This window comes from Anaerorhabdus sp. (assembly GCF_036641015.1).
Taxonomy (GTDB): Bacteria; Bacillota_I; Bacilli_A; order Erysipelotrichales; family Erysipelotrichaceae; genus Anaerorhabdus.
The window spans coordinates 1-16286 of record NZ_JAVWFO010000035.1 but is presented as its reverse complement, the minus strand read 5'-3'; the positions used below and the strand labels follow the sequence as shown (position 1 = coordinate 16286).

The window sequence follows — 16286 nt, the reverse complement described above, 5'->3', positions numbered from 1 at the left end:
TTATTAATACTCCGTTGAAGGAAGAATTGAAAGATGTTATTCCTGAGACATTTTTTAAACTAGCAGAATGCGCAATTAAGTCTTTTGATGCAAAGATAATTCCATTACTACAAGAAGAAAATAAGCTAATATCTAAGCAAGCTAAACTATATTCTAGTGCTAAAATTCCATTTGATGGAGAGATTTACAATTTATCTAGTATTGGTGTTAAGACAACTGACAATGATCGAGATACAAGAGAGCGCGCAACGTTAGCTAAAATGGCTTGGTTTGAAGAACATGAAACTGAGATTGATGATATCTTTGATCAAATGGTTAAAATTAGAACTAAGATGGCTAATGAATTAGGATATTCAAGCTATACAGAGCTTGGATACTTACGTATGAACCGTTTAGATTATGATGCTTCTATGGTAGAAAACTATCGTAAACAAGTATTACAATACATCGTACCAGAATCAATGAAATTATTTGATGATCAACGTATTCGTATGGGGCTAGATAAACTTGCATACTTTGATTTAAATAATGAATTTATATCAGGGAATCCAAAACCTAAAGGCACCAAAGATGAGCTAGTTATGGCTGCAAATAAAATGTATCATGAAATGTCAAAAGAAACTGGTGAATTTTTTGATGTCATGATTGAACAAGATTTATTTGATTTAGAAAGCAAACCAAATAAACAAGGTGGTGGATATTGTACTGATTTGACTGAGTTTAAAGTTCCTTTTATTTTTAGTAATTTTAATGGAACAAGTGGAGATGTTGATGTTTTAACTCATGAAGCTGGACATGCATTTCAGTCTTATTTGGCAATGAAAACTATTACAATTCCAGAATGTACATTCCCAACTATGGAAAGTGCTGAAATTGATTCTATGAGTATGGAATTTTTCGCTCATCCTTGGATGGAACTTTTCTTTAAAGAAGATACTCAAAAATATTTATACACTCACGTGGTAGATGCAATTAAGTTTGTTCCCTATGGAGTACTAGTTGATCATTTCCAACATGAAATCTATGCAAATCCTGAGTGTAGTGTTGAAGAAAGAAAAGCTATTTGGCGTAAGCTTGAAAAAGAATATTTGCCACATAAAGACTATACTGGTTGTGATATATTAGAAAAGGGATGTTGGTGGTATCAACAAGGTCATATTTTCCAATCTCCATTCTATTATATAGACTACACATTAGCACAAATATGTGCGCTTCAATTTTGGAAACGAATGGAAGAAAAAGATCCAAATGCTTGGAGTGATTATGTGAAGATTTGTAAGATTGGTGGAACAAAACCTTTCCTTGGTATTGTTGAAGCAGCAGGGTTAAAATCTCCATTTGCGGATGGCACAGTAGAACCAGTAATTAAATTTGCTGCAGAGTACATAAAAAAAATAGATGTTTCTAAATATTAGAGAATGACTAACAATGAAATAAGTTGAATTCGTTCAATTGAAATTTTATTTTGAATGAATGGTATTAGTTAACGGTTCTAATGCTCCTTTGCAGTAAGAAACAATAGCATTGAAGTTATAGATAAAAGATTGGAATATTTCGAGTACATATCACTAGAAATAGAACTATCAGAAATATAGAAATATTTTCATTTATATTAAAAAACCAAGAGATTTTCTCTTGGTAATATTTAATCAAATCGTTTGCGATATTGACATGATTTACATAAGGGTTCGATGAGTTTATTTTCATTGAATCCTTTTATCATACGTAAATATCGTTCTGAGAAAAGTACATCTGTGATTGTTTCTGTATGAATATTACCTAAATTAATGCATCCTTCAGCATCCAAACAGCAGGGTACAATAGTTCCATCAGCTAAAATTGCCAGCATGTCCTTGCCACCACGACATGTGCCACATAAATCATCACTATTTTCTTCACTTGGCCAAGTAAATTGATTTTCAAAGTGTAAATAAACTCTTTCTTGCAAGGAGTAACTATTGGGCTTATTAGTAGGCTTTAATTGATAATTATCTTTAATCATTTTTAACGCTAAATTGGCACGTTCATTTAAATTGTCACTTACCCAAAATCGCAATTCAGCAAAACCATATTTTGAATTAGTAAAATCATGAATGAAATTCAAGATTGTTTTCATATATTCTTCGATATCACAATTTTGATAATCAAGGCTGTGAAGTGATAAACTTATTTTTCGTAATGAGGGATGATTAATTAAATTTGGTTGGTTAGCTAAATATGTACCGTTTGTTACTAGTTGTACATTCATAGCATGTTTATCACAAAGTGACATAATTTCATCAAATTTTGTATGTATGAGAGGTTCACCTTGCACATGTAGATAAATAAATGGTGTTATGTGTTTAATGTTTAACAAAATGGTTTCAAATTCTTCTAATGACATTTCATGGAATGGTCGATGATGAAAACTACAAAATTTGCAACGTAAATTGCATTTGTTAGTTATTTCTATGTATATGCGTTTAATCTTATTCATTTATATCACTCTTTTTAACCCATAAATCCAATTGCTTTTGATTGTGTAGCATCAACAAAAAGTTTTCTTTTGATGATGGATATGTTTTGTATATATTTTCTAACAATTCTTTCATATCTTGTCGCTTTGTATGACCGTCCATTGGACAGGTGCTTTTTACAATAGGCACAGTCGTTTCTTGAATTGCTTTTTTAATATCGCTTTCAAAGCAATAAACAAATGGTCTTATAAAAGTCATTTCGGAATTTGTAAGATACATTTGAGGTGCAAAAGTTGCTAGTCGTCCTCCAAATATAGCGTTTAAAAATAAAGTTTCAATTGCATCATCAGCATGATGGGCAAAAGCGGTTTTATTACAATTTAATTTTTTTGCTTCATTTATAACGGCACCTTTTTTTAACTTTGAACAAATACTACATTTCAATGTTCCATCTTCGTTAGCTTGAATTTTTAAAATATCATAGATTCTTGAATCAATATCATGAAATTCAATGTTATTTTCTTTGCAAAATGTTTCTACAGAAGAAAAGTCCATGTTAGGGAATCCCATTTTAATATGAATCCCAACAATTTCGATTTTCTTTTCCATATGACGTAAAGCGATATTGCGATATAGAGCCATGCAATAAAGTAGTAGCATGCTGTCTTTACCGCCTGAAATACCGATAGCTATTCGATCTCCATCTTGCATTAAGTTAAAGTCCAAATCAGCCTTACGCATTCTTCCTAATATATGTTTAACAGACATAGTTTAATCACTCCTAGATGCTTTGCTATTATACCATGAACTTGCTATAATGTTTAAGGAAATGAGGAAACAAATGGACGGCGTTTACTATATAAAAAAACAAAAAAATATGACATCATTTGATGTTTGTGCAAAAATAAGAAGATCCTTGAAAGAAAAAGCAGTAGGTCATACAGGAACACTAGATCCAAACGCAGAGGGTCTTTTAATTGTATTGTTAGGTAAAGCCTGTAAATGTTTACCTTATTGCGAGCATAGTAAAAAAGAATATATCGCAACAATAAAATTAGGCATTAAAACTGATACAGGTGATATATGGGGAGAGACAATAGAAGAAAAAGAGATTCCAATGATAACTGAAGAGCAGTTCAATGATGTCCTTAAAAGTTTTCTTGGACCTCAGGTTCAAATACCACCAATGGTATCAGCGATAAAGGTTAATGGTAAGAAACTATATGAATATCATCGTGAAGGCAAAGAAGTTGAGGTAAAACCACGTAATATAATAATTGATGAAATTGAGTGTATGTCATTTGCTGGTGAAATTAAAATTAGAGCTGTAGTTTCAAGTGGAACATATATACGTGTATTATGTGAGGATATTGCAGCGAAATTAAATACTGTGGGTACAATGTCATCACTTATTAGGACACGAATCGCTAATGTATCGATTGATGACGCAATTACAATTGAAGAGTGTACAATGGAAAATATACATGATATAGAAGATGTTATTAATCCTGAATATAAACGTTTTGAAGTAGAATGTGTAAAGGAAGTTATGCAAGGAAAACGTATTAAATTACCATGTGATGATGAAGTAGTAATGTTAACACATAATCATAAGATATTAGCGGCTTATGAAAAGGATGGAAATGAATATCGAAGTAAAAGAGGTTTGTGGTGATGAAAGTAGATAAAATCAGTATAAATAGTACAAAGATTGATGCGCCTATTGTAGCTTGTATTGGGTATTTTGATGGGCTTCATTTAGGGCATAGAGCATTAATTAACAAAACAATAGAATTAGCTAAAGAAAAAAATGTAGAAAGTGCTTTAATTACGTTTTCTCCAGACCCTTGGGTAACAATTAAAGGGTTGCAAAATGTGAAACATCTTATGACAGATGATCGAAGAGTGGAACTAGCTGAAAAGCTAGGAATAGATCGAATTATTGTATTAGATTTTACTTTGGAAATGAGTAAACTTACGTCAAATGACTTTGTTAATAAAGTATTGAAACCATGTCATTTAAAAGCTTTAGTTTGTGGCTTTGATTATCATTATGGATTTAAAGGTGAAGGTGACGCAAATAAATTAAAGCTTCAAGCAGAATCTTTGTTTGATGTTTTTGTAATTGATTCAATTAATGAGGAAGAAAAGAAGATAAGTTCATCACGTATAACTGAATATTTAGAAAATGGTGAAATTGAACATGCAAATCGTTTACTGGGCTATACCTATGAAATAATAGGAGATGTAATACATGGGCATAAAAGAGGAAGAGAAATTGGTTTTCCTACAGCTAATATAGATGTAATAGATGAATTAATAGTTCCTCGTGTGGGTGTTTATGCAGGATGGACTATCATTGATGGAGTTAAATATAAAAGTATGATTAATGTTGGTCATAATCCTACTTTTAATTATTCGCAAAAGTGCTCAGTAGAGAGTAATATTTTTGATTTTAATAACGAAATTTATGGCAAACAAGTTAAATTACAATTTGTTAAATATTTAAGAGATGAGATTAAATTTAATTCAATTGAAAAATTAATCGAACAAATGAATCAAGATCAAACTGATGCAAAAGAGGTTTTAAGTAATGAATGAAGTTTTTTTAAAACGAATGAAGGGACTTTTGCAGGAAGATTATGAGAAATACCTCGAAACTCTTGCGAAGAAACCATATCGTGGATTCAGAGTAAATACAAAAAAAATAAGTGAAGAAGATTTTTTTAACTTATTTAAAATTCCTTCTCATAGGTCAAAATTTGCAATGCATTCATACGTACTGGATTCTGACGATGGATATGGGAATTCGTTACCACATGCACTAGGATTAATGTATATGCAAGAACCAAGTGCAGCAAGTGCGGTTGAAGTGTTAAATCCAAGACCTATGGATTGGGTTTTGGATTTATGTGCTGCACCTGGTGGAAAAAGCACGCAAATAGCACAATATTTGGATTCAGAGGGTTTATTAATTACAAATGAAATTGAAACAAAAAGAGCACAAATATTGTTAAGTAATATTGAAAGATTGGGAATTAGCAATGCGATTGTTACCAATTCTACGCCTGAAAAACTATCGTTTGTCCTTCAAGGTATGATGGATAAAGTATTGGTAGATGCACCATGCAGTGGAGAAGGAATGTTTAAAAAGGAAAGCAAAGCACTAGAGGACTGGAGTGAAGAGCACGTTAAAAGTTGTGCTAAACGTCAAAGAAGCATTCTTCCTCATGCTATTAAAATGTTGAAAGATGATGGAATTCTTGTATATTCAACATGTACCTATGCAGTCGAAGAAAATGAAGAAAATGTTGCATGGATGTTAGAAGAGTTCAAAGAACTTGAGTTGTTAAATATAGATGTTACATGGGGTAGAAAAGGATTACATTTAGATGGTTTTCCTACTGAATATACAAGACGAATTCTACCTATGGATGAAGGGGAAGGTCACTTTGTAGCGAAATTCAGAAAAAAAGGAATAACTAAGGAAAATAAGTTAACCATTTTAAAAAGTGAGTTATTACCTGATTGTGTTAAGCAATTTATTAAATCTGAGTTGAAAGGTGACTATAATTATTTTTGCAAGAATAATCGTGTTTATGCAGGAAGTCATCCTTTTTATGATTTAAAAGATAATTATGTTTTACGTAACCAAGTATTAATAGGTGAGGTTGTGAATAATCGCTTTGAACCACACCAACACTTATATACATCTACACTCTTTACTAACAATATAAATCATGAAATAATTTGTGAAGAAAATGAAATTGAATCATTTAGGAAAGGTAATATACTTTCGATTCCAACAACTAAAGGATATGTAGGGATTAAAATATACAATAACTATATTGGATTTGGTAAAAGTGATGGTTCAATTATTAAAAATAAAGTACCCAAGGGATTACGATTACGATAGGAGATGAAGCTATGCGTTTAGAATTATTTGACTTTATTGATCAGGTAAGCAACCTATTAGATTTAAATGAGCCTACTTTTCAATATGTGGAGCATGTATTAATAGAATTATTTGAAGATTTGATGAAGGATAAGGGTGAAGTTTTGGTTAATATTTCATCACGTATTAAATCAAAAGATAGTCTAAAAGAAAAACTAATAAGAAATAAGTATTATTTAGATTTTGAAACAGCAGATGAAGCAATAGATGCACTACCTGATTTAATAGGATTAACGTTAGAATGTCGTTTTATTAGTGATGAAAATGACATTTTTAAATCATTGTATCAGCACTTTTTAGATACAGGTAATGCTTCATATCAATGTGTTCAAAATGAAAATGTATTTCTAGAGCTAAATATGCCCCAACCGCAGCTACAGAGAAATGGGTTTACGATTTATCGTATTGATGGACATATGATGTTCAATCAAAAGAAGATTAACTTTGAACTACAAATTAAGTCGTTAGTACATTCATTTTGGTCTGAAGTTGAGCATCAAGTGGTATATAAAAATACACAATTTGTTGTATATGATGCTTTTATGAAAAATATTCTGGGTTCAATAAGAGATAATCTCGAAGTAGTAGATCGCCAATTGCAAATTGTGTATCGCCAATTAATTAATCAATCACAAAATGATCGTGAAATTGGAATGACAGTAGATGGATTTAAAGTATTCATTGCCAAAGCTATTAATGATTTAGTAGCCTTAAAAATGAATAATACAGTTGGTTTTACTACTGATTTTAGAAAATGTAGTTCAGTATTAAGTCAATATATTTATATTAAAGATTTTGCTTCAAGTGAACATCCACAATATAAAATGGTAGAATACTTTGAACATTTTAACTTATTACAAATTATGGATTTTGATTTCAGTTATCCAATTTATTTAGAAAAAAATTATGAACATCCTGATCCTTTCTGTAATATTATTGGTCAATATTGGGAAAGTATTATGAATATTGATTTTGAATGGCATGTATTTTTTGTTATGTTGTTTGCAATTGAACCTGGTAATAATGTACAAGATTTTTCTAAGTTCATAGAAATAATTAAAACTTTAATTATTCCTCCATCATGGTATTTAAGTCAATTTGAACAATTAGGACAGATTGATAGTCAAAAATGTCGTGATTTCTTTTCACTGGTAGTAGCTAAAACACTGGTTAAAATAGGTAAGATAGAAATTATTCATGAAGATAAGTTATTTAGTATGTTAGATTTATTTAGAGACTATATCGAACTCATCAGTCTTCGTACAGAAACAATAGAAGACTTTGAAGAATTTAGTAAAGATTATGCTATGTCATTAGAACGTAAGATAACAAATCTATTTTAAATAAAGGGTAATTCGTGATATAATGCCAATATAGAGGTGAAGAAAATGGCTCAAGAATATGTATTATTAAATGAAAAAGATGGAGAAATTGGTGAAATCGCTTTATCTAAAAATGTATTTGAACTAATTGCTGATATCACTTTAGATGATGTTGATAGCGTAGAAAGAATTCCTGCTACAAAGTTTTCAAAAGCGATTTCTTGCAAAATTATAAACAATCAATTACATATTGCAGTGGATGTAAAACTTAAATATGGTGCAAATGTTAATGCAACATGTGAAATTCTGCAAAATAGAATTTATCAAAATATCTTAGATATGACTAATATGAAATGTGGCAGTGTAGATGTACACGTTGTTGGATTTAATATTTGACAAATAGGACCAAATAGGTTAAAATAAACAAGTATTTAAAGATGTGGAAAGTAGAAGCACCTCTTCTCACCTGATATCCTTCGGATTTGGGTTCACGCTACGGTAATTGATTATCAAGTACTCTAGTAAGCAGGTGCACTATGCACCTGCTTTTTATTCGATAAATAGACATGGAGGTGTCGCTTATTACTAAAAAATTCATGACTGATGAACTAGTCAACGAAAACATTCGATTCAAAGAAGTTCTTGTAATTGGTCCCAATGGGGAACAGTTAGGTGTTATGTCTCGACGCGAAGCATTAGAGAAGGCTTACGAAGGTGAACTAGATTTAATGTGTGTTGCACCAAATGGTAATCCACCAGTGTGCAAAATTCTTGATTTTGGAAAGTATCGTTTCGAATCTCAAAAGAAGGCGAAAGAAGCTAAAAGAAATCAACAAGTTACAGAAGTTAAACCTTTAAGATTGTCTCCTGTAATAGATAAGCACGACTTTGACACTAAGTTACGTCAAGCTCAAAAGTGGGCTGAAGAAGGTATGAAAGTTAAAGTTGATATGCGTTTTAGAGGTCGTATGATCACAAGACTGGAAGTTGGCAAGCAAGTTATGAAGGATTTCATTGCGCAAATGAGTGAGTTTGCAGGTGTTGAAAAATCACCATCAATGGAAGGTAACACTATGTCTGTCGTATTATCGCCAAAAAAAGGTAAATAGAGGAGGATAAATTTATGCCAAAAATGAAGACTAAGAAAACATTAGCAAAACGTGTTAAAAAAACTGGAACTGGAAAATTAAAGAGAAGCCATAACTATATTTCTCACATGGCTGCACATAAATCTCACAAACAAAAAGTGCATTTAAGAAAAGCTACGCTTGTATCAAGTAGCGATATGAAGAGAATTAAGCACTTAATTCAATACTAGGCAGAAGGAGGAAATAAGAAATGGCAAGAGTAAAAGGTGGCACTGTAGCACGTGCACGTAGAAAGAAAGTATTAAAATTAGCAAAGGGATATTTTGGTTCAAAACATTTATTATTTAAAACAGCACATGAACAAGTAATGCACTCAATGCGTTATGCATTTGCAGGACGTAAACAAACTAAACGTGACATGCGTAAATTATGGATTGCACGTATCAATGCAGCAGCAAGAATGCATGATATGAGCTATTCAAAATTAATGCACGGTTTAAAGTTAGCTGGAATTACAGTAAACCGTAAAATGTTAAGTGAAATTGCAATTCACGATCCTAAGGGATTTGAATCAATTGTTGAATCTGCAAAGAAAGCATTAGCTGCTTAATTTAACTATATGAGTCCTATGAAAATAGGGCTTTTTTATTTGTAAAATTAGATAAACTGAATTAATAACTTGCAATTAAAATAATAATACGTTATATTGAAAATATATTCATTGAATATTTATTCAATAAGGGGTATTTATGCGATATGAGCAAAAAGAAAAGAGAAAATTAGAGATAATAATTGCATCAATTGATATTTTTGTTGCGAAAGGATATACAGGTACTAAAATCCAAGATATCGCAACTAGTGCAGGAATGAGTGTTGGTTTATTATTTCACTATTTTAAGAATAAAGAAGAATTGTTTACCGAGTTAACTAAAATTGCAGTAGATGGAACTAAGTTACCTTATGGAATGTATTATGAGTCGATGTATGAGTTTTTCTATGGTCTGACGGAATATTTCATTGATTCCATCCAAAAACAACCGTATAGAGCTAAGATATTTACATTTTTGAGTATGGTAAAAAGAAGCAATGATGTTCCGAAAGATGCCAAAAAGTTGATATCTAAAGAGAATATGTTTGACATAATTGAGTCATTTATAAAAAAAGGACAAAATGAGGGTTCAATTACCAATGAAAATTCTAAAGTATTGGCGTATTTATATTGGTCTATGATACAAGAAATTATGAATCAATATTTAATTAATCCCAAGATTCCATTGCCTAAACCTGAAACTATAATTTGTATTCTAATATCTAATCATGATAAAGTTAACCAAGATATAAATGAAATTGAATTATTCAGATAGTGGAGAAAAGTATGAAAACGAGAAAATTTATTATAGTATCTGTATGTGTAATTTTGATCTGTATAGCTATACCGTTGATTGGTAATCAATTTAAAACGCAATCATTTTTAAGCGGTTTGGATGGAACAATCATTTTTACACAGCGTGATAATGATAAAAATTTGGTATTATATGAATCAGATGCTACTTTGAAAAATAGAAAGTTAGTCACAGGACATCCTTTTGGAGATGAACAAAATTTAAATATTGTTGATTTTGATTATAAAGATGGGGAGTTATCTTTTGTCGCAATGAAAGATAATATTTGGACACGATTCATAATTCAAAATGATTCAGTGATTGAAAATGGTAAAGAAGAAACTTTAGTTACTAATGAAATAAGAAAAGTTGAATCTAATGGCATTAAAGTAATCAAAAATGATGATAAGAGTATATATATGATTACCAATGAAGAAACAGTGAAGATTTTAGAAGCTAAAGACGATAACAGTTGGATTGATACTTTTGAAATTTTGGCTATTTCGCCTAATGGAAAATATTTGATCTATAATGATTATAATTTCGCTAAAAAATTTGGGTTTCTATATGAGTTATTTTCTCATATATGTAATACAACATTTGTTATGGATTTAACTACTGGAGAAAAAGTTCCTTATATGGATACTAACGATATAATTTGGATAAATTAACCTACAGTTGACAAATAAGTGGTGTTCGCAACCAAATGTATTTGATAGTATTTATTCATGGAAAGTGGTTAGGTGAATATATGGATGGTTTTAATACGAATTATTGGTTTTTGGCTATAATACCAATCTTATTTATCGCATTATGTTTTGTTTTAATTATTCTTGTGATTTGTTCATTAATTAAGTATTTACGAGGTAATCAGTTTCGCAATAAGAATATTCAATTTTATAAAAATTTGGGTGATGCTATTAAATCGAATCGTATACGTTGTAATATGACTCAAGAACTTGTAGCTGAGCGTTTGGGAGTAAGTCGTCAGGCTGTATCAAAATGGGAAAATGGGATTTCTGATCCAAGTACTGCAAATTTAATTGCATTAGCCAAGTTATTTGGTATTGAACCAGAAAAATTATTAAAATAAAAACAGAACTAGAATGGAGCTAAAATCTCACTAGTTCTGTTTTAATATACTATTTATCTAAATCTTGAATAGCTAGTTCTAATCTTCTTAGTGTTTCTTCTTTTCCTAAGATATATGATATTTCAATTGCTCCCCCTGGAGTAAATTGTTTACCAGTAATAGCAACTCTTACAGGGTAAAGTAATTGACCATTTTTGATTCCTAACTTTTCTACTAAAGCCATCATTTCATCGTGAATTGTTGTTTCTTCCCAATTTGTTAATGTTTCTAGTAATTCTTTAGCAGCTTTTAATGAAGATAAAGCAACTTCAGGATTTGATTTCATTTTTTTGTTAGTGTATAACTCTCTATCAAAAACATTATAAGTATCAAAGAAATCAACCATTTCAACTATTTCACTCAAAGTATTAACTCGTTGTTGAAGTATTTTAGCAATTTCTTTGTGACAATAATTTCCTTTAACACCTTCAGATATATAGTTTTTAACAGTATCGTAGTAGGTATCGATATCCATATTACGTAGATAAACACCGTTCATCCAAGTAAGTTTATCAATATCGAAGATTGCACCTGAAGTACCAATACGTTTTACATTGAAAGCTTGTTTAAGTTCATCTAAAGTAAAAATTTCTTGTTCAGTTTCAGGAGCCCATCCTAATAAAGCGATATAGTTTATAATAGCTTCTGGTAAATACCCTTTTGATACTAAGTCTTGGAATGATGCATCACCATTACGTTTAGATAACTTATGATGCTCATCTTTCATTACTGGTGGGCAGTGGACATATGTAGGGATATTCCAATTAAATGATTTGTACACTAAATTATATTTAGGAGTTGAAGATAGATATTCATTTCCACGAATAACGTGTGTAATTTCCATCATATGATCATCAATAATATTAGCAAAATTATAAGTAGGGTATCCATCAGATTTTAATAAAATAGCTTCATCTAATGTGCTATTTTCAACTGTAATAGTTCCATAAACTTCATCATCAAATGAAGTAGTACCTTCAGTTGGAATATTTTGTCTTACTACATAACTTTCACCATTAGAAATTCTAGTTTTAGCTTTTTCAATTGTTAATGATTTGCAAGGATCATGAAAAATAAATGATTCCCCACGAGCCTCAGCTAATTCACGTTGTGCTTGAATATCTTCTTCTTGGCAAAAACAATAGTGAGCTCCACCAAGTTCTATAAGTTTTTCTGCATATTCTTTATAGATTCCTGATTTCATACGTTCTGATTGAACATATGATCCATAATTTCCACCAACATCTGGTCCTTCATCATGAAATAATTTACATTGAGCAAGGGTATTATAAATAATATCGGTTGCTCCTTCAATTAAACGACCTTGGTCAGTATCTTCGATACGAAGAATAAATACTCCTTCAGGATCTTTTTTAGCAACTAAAAATTCGTATAAAGCTGTTCTTAAATTACCTATGTGCATGTAGCCGGTAGGGCTAGGTGCAAATCTAGTACGTACTTTTGTCATGTTTTTACCTCTTTTTCGCAAAATCTATTGTACTCTATAAACACCATACTTTCAATGACTTATAGCCAAAAAGACTATAATTAAAGGTTTTTTGATTATTTAGATGAATATTTTTAAAACTACATCACATAAAATAATACTATATTTTAAAATATACCTTGACAGGCGAGGTATCTTGAGCTATATTATTGGTATCAAGGAGGTACAAAAATGTTAGTAATGTCAGATATTATTCGTGGCTATACAGATACATTTATCTTGGCTCAACTTCTCCATCATGATAGTTATGGTTATGAGATCAATAAATCTATTAATGATATGACAAGTGGACGTTTTGAATTAAAAGAGGCAACTCTTTATACAACGTTTAGAAGATTAGAACAGGGTGGATATATTATCTCGTATTGGGGTGATGAAGCAACTGGAGCAAGACGAAGATATTATGCGATTACCGAATTGGGTAAACAACTATATTATGAAAACTTAACCGACTGGAATGATGCTAAGTCAATGATTGACAAAATATTGGAGGATAGACAATGAATAGCAAAATAAAGAATTATGTGGATGTGATTTTCAAGGATGTACCTAGAAGTAAAAAAGCAATTGAATTAAAAGAGGAAATTGCTTCCAACTTAAATGAACGATTTGAGGACTATATTAGTCAAGGAAAATCAGAAACAGAAAGCTATGGATTAGCTGTAGCAAATATGGGAGATGTAGATCAAATGATAAGAGAAGTAATGCCTAATGAAGATTTTGTTATCGAAGCAAATTCTTATAGAAAAAGAAATGCAAAAAATACTGCAATTGGAGTATGTTTATATATATTAGGTGCTGCCGCTTTAATACTATTTTCATCAATTGGTGAACAAGTAGGAATGGAAGATATTGGTGGAACGATAGGTGTTATAACTTTATTAGTGCTTGCTGCTATCGCAACGGCAATGATTGTATATTCTCATATGTCAACGCCAAAAGAATATAAAGACTATGAAGAATGCCAAGAACAAGAAATTAAATCAATGAAACCAAAAGATCGTAAAGTATTTGAAGCTATATCTTCAATTTACTGGTTAATAATTACAGCTATTTACTTACTAATATCATTTGTAACTCATGCTTGGGGTATAAGTTGGATTATTTGGGTAATTTCTGGTATATTACACCAAATCATTGTTGTTATTTTCCAACTTAAAGGTATCAATGAATGAAAAAGATATTAATAACTAAGCTTATAATTCTAGTAACACTTTTATTTCTTGTGTGTGGTATAGCTAGTGCATTTTTCATGGGTAAAAAAATGAATTTTAGATTCTTTAATTATAATGGTTCTAGTAAGAATGAATTAATATTTGAGGAAAAATATAGTAATGTTAAAAACATTGATGTTAATTTAGTTGAAGAAGAAATAGTTGTTTATGAACATAATTCAAATGATATTATCATTAAATACTATGGAAATCCTGATCGTACTCCTAGAGCAATTATTAATGGTAATGAATTAAAAATTGAAAGAAAAGATGAATGGTATTTCAATTTATTTAATTTTGGCTATTCTGGAAGAATTGAAATTTATATGCCATCTAACCAAATTGATAAGCTAGATTTATCGAATGTTAGTGGTAATGTGGATGTAGAACCTAGTGTAAATCAACTTCAAATTGACACAGTAAGTGGTAATATTGATGTTACAAATTCAGGTTATGAAGCAAATTTAAATACAGTAAGTGGTAATATTAGAACATATGGTGGATTTGATGAAGTTGATGCAGAAACAGTAAGTGGTAATATCAGATTAACAACTAAAGAAGATGCTAAAATTGATGCTAATACAGTGAGTGGTTCTGTACGATGCAATTTGTATGATTCATCCGTTGGTTATACAGTTGATTTTGATACTGTATCTGGACAATTTAAAGATTTATACAATGATCAAAAATTCAGTGGTGAAGTTAAAACGAATTTTGGTAATAATGAATTGCGATTTAATGTTGAAACAGTAAGTGGTAGTTTTAAAATTGAAGAATGGGATTAACTCCCATTTTTCTATAGGTGTAAATGATGAAAATAAAAGAAAGATATACTGATGTAAAGAAGATTAAGGTAAAACTTGTAGAAGAGGATATTGTAGTTAACTATCATGATGACAATGACATCTATGTACAATATGATGGTGATTTCAATAATAAAGTCTCATTTGAAATGAATAATAATGAGTTAGTTATTGAACGTAAGTTTTCAATTGAACAATTAGTATGTATGAAAATTTCTAAAGGTATACTACAATTGTTTTTACCCAAGACTTATAATATTGATTTAAAACTCTTTTCAACAAGTGGACATATTCAAATATATACTAATAATGATGATATTGATTTGCAGACAGTGAGTGGGCGAATTGAAAGTCATGGAATCGGCAATTATGCTGATATTGAAACAGTAAGTGGAAGTATTCGTGTATATCAGCCATATACAAAGATTTATTTTAAAACGACGAGTGGTTCTGTTAAACTCGCTGCAAAAGAAGATAGTTATTATAAAGGATCAACAGTAAGCGCCGGAGTTTTGATTTCGCTTTTAGAAAATCAAGGATATAAAATGAGTTTCAAATCAATCAGTGGTAGATTCAATGATAAATATGCATTAAAAAAGGGTAGTAACAATATTGAATATACTGAAGGTAAACAAAGAGCTGTTTTTCTTATTAACACCGTAAGCGGTAATTGTAAGTTGGATAATTGGTTATAGTGAATAAGCCTTGTCATAATTTCTAAATATGATAAGGTTTTAATATGTACAAGGAGGAAAGTTATGTTTTATTTTGTAAGACATGGGGAAACGGATTATGAGAATAGGAACACTTTAATATATCAAGGATTTGGTGCAAATCTAGCACCTTTGACAAATGAAGGAATTGAACAGATTAAAGCTACTTCAAAAGATAAACGTTTAAAAGATTCGTGTATTATTCTATCTTCTCCTTATACCAGGGCCCTACAAACTGCCGCAATATTATCTAAGGAGCTGGGTGTTGATATAATAGTCGAGACAAACTTACACGAATGGCTAGCAAATAAAAATTATACATATGAAGAAGATAGTATTGCTGATAACTGCTACCAGGAGTATACAGAAAATAAGGGTGTTTATCCAAATGGATGTGAGAGAAATTGGGAAGATAAAGATATTATGAAAGCAAGGGTTATTGAAGTATTAGAAAGATATAAACACTATTCGAAAGTAATAATTGCAGCTCATGGTATGATGATTCATGCGACCACGGGGAAAAAGGGTATAAAAAATGGTGAAATAGTCGAATTTGAATTGTGATATAACGATTAATTGTCAAAATTTAAATCATTGATATATTCAAAAAAAATTAAGAAAACTTTCTGCTTTGTATAGAAAGTTTTTATTATTATGTGAATGAATTTAATCCCGTTAGTGATATAATAGACAAGAATTGGAGAAATTATGAAA

20 protein-coding genes and 1 other annotated feature are annotated in these 16286 nt (G+C 30.5%); of the genes, 17 read left to right on the top strand and 3 right to left on the bottom strand.

Features of this window, described 5'->3' with window-relative positions; all coding sequences use genetic code 11:
* Positions 1-1415 (top strand): M3 family oligoendopeptidase (locus RR430_RS06355; protein WP_332508788.1); only part of this gene is annotated, 1415 nt, incomplete at its 5' end.
* Between the two features lie 230 nt (positions 1416-1645).
* Here RR430_RS06355 and RR430_RS06350 read toward each other — a convergent pair.
* Positions 1646-2476, bottom strand: coding sequence for a radical SAM/SPASM domain-containing protein (locus tag RR430_RS06350; RefSeq protein ID WP_332486165.1), 831 nt, complete (start codon positions 2474-2476; stop codon positions 1646-1648).
* Positions 2469-3224, bottom strand: coding sequence for a tRNA 2-thiocytidine biosynthesis TtcA family protein (locus tag RR430_RS06345; protein WP_332486166.1), 756 nt, complete (start codon positions 3222-3224; stop codon positions 2469-2471). The genes RR430_RS06350 and RR430_RS06345 overlap by 8 nt, the downstream gene beginning before the upstream one ends.
* Before the next feature lie 73 nt (positions 3225-3297).
* Here RR430_RS06345 and truB point away from each other — a divergent pair, with 73 nt between their 5' ends.
* The 11 genes from truB (at position 3298) to RR430_RS06290 (ending at position 11296) form a co-directional block, all read left to right on the top strand.
* Positions 3298-4131, top strand: coding sequence for a tRNA pseudouridine(55) synthase TruB (gene truB / locus RR430_RS06340; protein WP_332486167.1), 834 nt, complete (start codon positions 3298-3300; stop codon positions 4129-4131).
* Positions 4131-5057, top strand: coding sequence for a bifunctional riboflavin kinase/FAD synthetase (locus RR430_RS06335; RefSeq protein ID WP_332486168.1), 927 nt, complete (start codon positions 4131-4133; stop codon positions 5055-5057). Before truB ends, RR430_RS06335 begins: the two co-directional genes overlap by 1 nt.
* Positions 5050-6372 (top strand): NOL1/NOP2/sun family putative RNA methylase, encoded by a 1323-nt coding sequence (locus RR430_RS06330; protein WP_332486170.1) that lies wholly within the window; start codon positions 5050-5052, stop codon positions 6370-6372. Before RR430_RS06335 ends, RR430_RS06330 begins: the two co-directional genes overlap by 8 nt.
* Before the next feature lie 11 nt (positions 6373-6383).
* Positions 6384-7754, top strand: coding sequence for a RelA/spoT family protein (locus RR430_RS06325; RefSeq protein WP_332486173.1), 1371 nt, complete (start codon positions 6384-6386; stop codon positions 7752-7754).
* Positions 7755-7799: 45 nt separating this feature from the next.
* Positions 7800-8129, top strand: coding sequence for an Asp23/Gls24 family envelope stress response protein (locus RR430_RS06320; RefSeq protein WP_332486175.1), 330 nt, complete (start codon positions 7800-7802; stop codon positions 8127-8129).
* 42 nt (positions 8130-8171) lie between these two features.
* Positions 8172-8293, top strand: a sequence feature (ribosomal protein L20 leader region).
* A 6-nt stretch (positions 8294-8299) separates the two neighbouring features.
* The gene (gene infC / locus RR430_RS06315) at positions 8300-8842 is read left to right on the top strand and encodes a translation initiation factor IF-3 (protein WP_332486176.1); all 543 of its coding nucleotides are present in this window, start codon (positions 8300-8302) and stop codon (positions 8840-8842) included.
* A 14-nt stretch (positions 8843-8856) separates the two neighbouring features.
* On the top strand, positions 8857-9051 hold the full coding sequence (gene rpmI / locus RR430_RS06310; RefSeq protein ID WP_332486177.1) for a 50S ribosomal protein L35: 195 nt from the start codon (positions 8857-8859) through the stop codon (positions 9049-9051).
* Between the two features lie 20 nt (positions 9052-9071).
* Positions 9072-9431 carry a 50S ribosomal protein L20 gene (gene rplT, locus RR430_RS06305; protein ID WP_332486179.1) on the top strand — a complete coding sequence of 120 codons (360 nt, stop codon included), beginning with the start codon at positions 9072-9074 and terminating at the stop codon, positions 9429-9431.
* Between the two features lie 139 nt (positions 9432-9570).
* Entirely contained in the window at positions 9571-10185 is a 615-nt protein-coding gene (locus RR430_RS06300) for a TetR/AcrR family transcriptional regulator (protein ID WP_332486181.1), read from the top strand.
* 11 nt (positions 10186-10196) lie between these two features.
* Positions 10197-10874 carry a hypothetical protein gene (locus tag RR430_RS06295; protein ID WP_332486183.1) on the top strand — a complete coding sequence of 226 codons (678 nt, stop codon included), beginning with the start codon at positions 10197-10199 and terminating at the stop codon, positions 10872-10874.
* A gap of 35 nt (positions 10875-10909) precedes the next feature.
* Positions 10910-11296, top strand: coding sequence for a helix-turn-helix domain-containing protein (locus RR430_RS06290; RefSeq protein WP_332508787.1), 387 nt, complete (start codon positions 10910-10912; stop codon positions 11294-11296).
* Between the two features lie 49 nt (positions 11297-11345).
* On the opposite strand, the gene gltX is transcribed toward RR430_RS06290, so the two are convergent.
* A complete protein-coding gene (gene gltX / locus RR430_RS06285; protein WP_332486187.1) occupies positions 11346-12803 on the bottom strand; it encodes a glutamate--tRNA ligase in 1458 nt (485 codons plus the stop codon).
* A gap of 210 nt (positions 12804-13013) precedes the next feature.
* Between gltX and RR430_RS06280 the strand changes: the two genes are divergently transcribed.
* From RR430_RS06280 to RR430_RS06260, 5 genes are all read left to right on the top strand, one after another.
* Positions 13014-13346, top strand: coding sequence for a PadR family transcriptional regulator (locus RR430_RS06280; RefSeq protein WP_332486188.1), 333 nt, complete (start codon positions 13014-13016; stop codon positions 13344-13346).
* Entirely contained in the window at positions 13343-14017 is a 675-nt protein-coding gene (locus tag RR430_RS06275) for a permease prefix domain 1-containing protein (RefSeq protein WP_332486189.1), read from the top strand. Before RR430_RS06280 ends, RR430_RS06275 begins: the two co-directional genes overlap by 4 nt.
* Positions 14014-14841, top strand: a complete 828-nt coding sequence (locus RR430_RS06270) for a DUF4097 family beta strand repeat-containing protein (RefSeq protein ID WP_332486190.1) — start codon at positions 14014-14016, stop codon at positions 14839-14841. Before RR430_RS06275 ends, RR430_RS06270 begins: the two co-directional genes overlap by 4 nt.
* A gap of 26 nt (positions 14842-14867) precedes the next feature.
* Positions 14868-15554 carry a DUF4097 family beta strand repeat-containing protein gene (locus tag RR430_RS06265; RefSeq protein WP_332486191.1) on the top strand — a complete coding sequence of 229 codons (687 nt, stop codon included), beginning with the start codon at positions 14868-14870 and terminating at the stop codon, positions 15552-15554.
* 63 nt (positions 15555-15617) lie between these two features.
* Positions 15618-16136, top strand: coding sequence for a histidine phosphatase family protein (locus RR430_RS06260; protein WP_332486192.1), 519 nt, complete (start codon positions 15618-15620; stop codon positions 16134-16136).
* Positions 16137-16286: the final 150 nt, after the last annotated feature.

Coding starts and splice junctions, on each gene's coding strand:
- RR430_RS06350 (WP_332486165.1), bottom strand. CDS start 2,476: ATGAATAAGATTAAACGCATATACATAGAAATAACTAACAAATGCAAT.
- RR430_RS06345 (WP_332486166.1), bottom strand. CDS start 3,224: ATGTCTGTTAAACATATATTAGGAAGAATGCGTAAGGCTGATTTGGAC.
- truB (WP_332486167.1), top strand. CDS start 3,298: ATGGACGGCGTTTACTATATAAAAAAACAAAAAAATATGACATCATTT.
- RR430_RS06335 (WP_332486168.1), top strand. CDS start 4,131: ATGAAAGTAGATAAAATCAGTATAAATAGTACAAAGATTGATGCGCCT.
- RR430_RS06330 (WP_332486170.1), top strand. CDS start 5,050: ATGAATGAAGTTTTTTTAAAACGAATGAAGGGACTTTTGCAGGAAGAT.
- RR430_RS06325 (WP_332486173.1), top strand. CDS start 6,384: ATGCGTTTAGAATTATTTGACTTTATTGATCAGGTAAGCAACCTATTA.
- RR430_RS06320 (WP_332486175.1), top strand. CDS start 7,800: ATGGCTCAAGAATATGTATTATTAAATGAAAAAGATGGAGAAATTGGT.
- infC (WP_332486176.1), top strand. CDS start 8,300: ATGGAGGTGTCGCTTATTACTAAAAAATTCATGACTGATGAACTAGTC.
- rpmI (WP_332486177.1), top strand. CDS start 8,857: ATGCCAAAAATGAAGACTAAGAAAACATTAGCAAAACGTGTTAAAAAA.
- rplT (WP_332486179.1), top strand. CDS start 9,072: ATGGCAAGAGTAAAAGGTGGCACTGTAGCACGTGCACGTAGAAAGAAA.
- RR430_RS06300 (WP_332486181.1), top strand. CDS start 9,571: ATGCGATATGAGCAAAAAGAAAAGAGAAAATTAGAGATAATAATTGCA.
- RR430_RS06295 (WP_332486183.1), top strand. CDS start 10,197: ATGAAAACGAGAAAATTTATTATAGTATCTGTATGTGTAATTTTGATC.
- RR430_RS06290 (WP_332508787.1), top strand. CDS start 10,910: ATGTATTTGATAGTATTTATTCATGGAAAGTGGTTAGGTGAATATATG.
- gltX (WP_332486187.1), bottom strand. CDS start 12,803: ATGACAAAAGTACGTACTAGATTTGCACCTAGCCCTACCGGCTACATG.
- RR430_RS06280 (WP_332486188.1), top strand. CDS start 13,014: ATGTTAGTAATGTCAGATATTATTCGTGGCTATACAGATACATTTATC.
- RR430_RS06275 (WP_332486189.1), top strand. CDS start 13,343: ATGAATAGCAAAATAAAGAATTATGTGGATGTGATTTTCAAGGATGTA.
- RR430_RS06270 (WP_332486190.1), top strand. CDS start 14,014: ATGAAAAAGATATTAATAACTAAGCTTATAATTCTAGTAACACTTTTA.
- RR430_RS06265 (WP_332486191.1), top strand. CDS start 14,868: ATGAAAATAAAAGAAAGATATACTGATGTAAAGAAGATTAAGGTAAAA.
- RR430_RS06260 (WP_332486192.1), top strand. CDS start 15,618: ATGTTTTATTTTGTAAGACATGGGGAAACGGATTATGAGAATAGGAAC.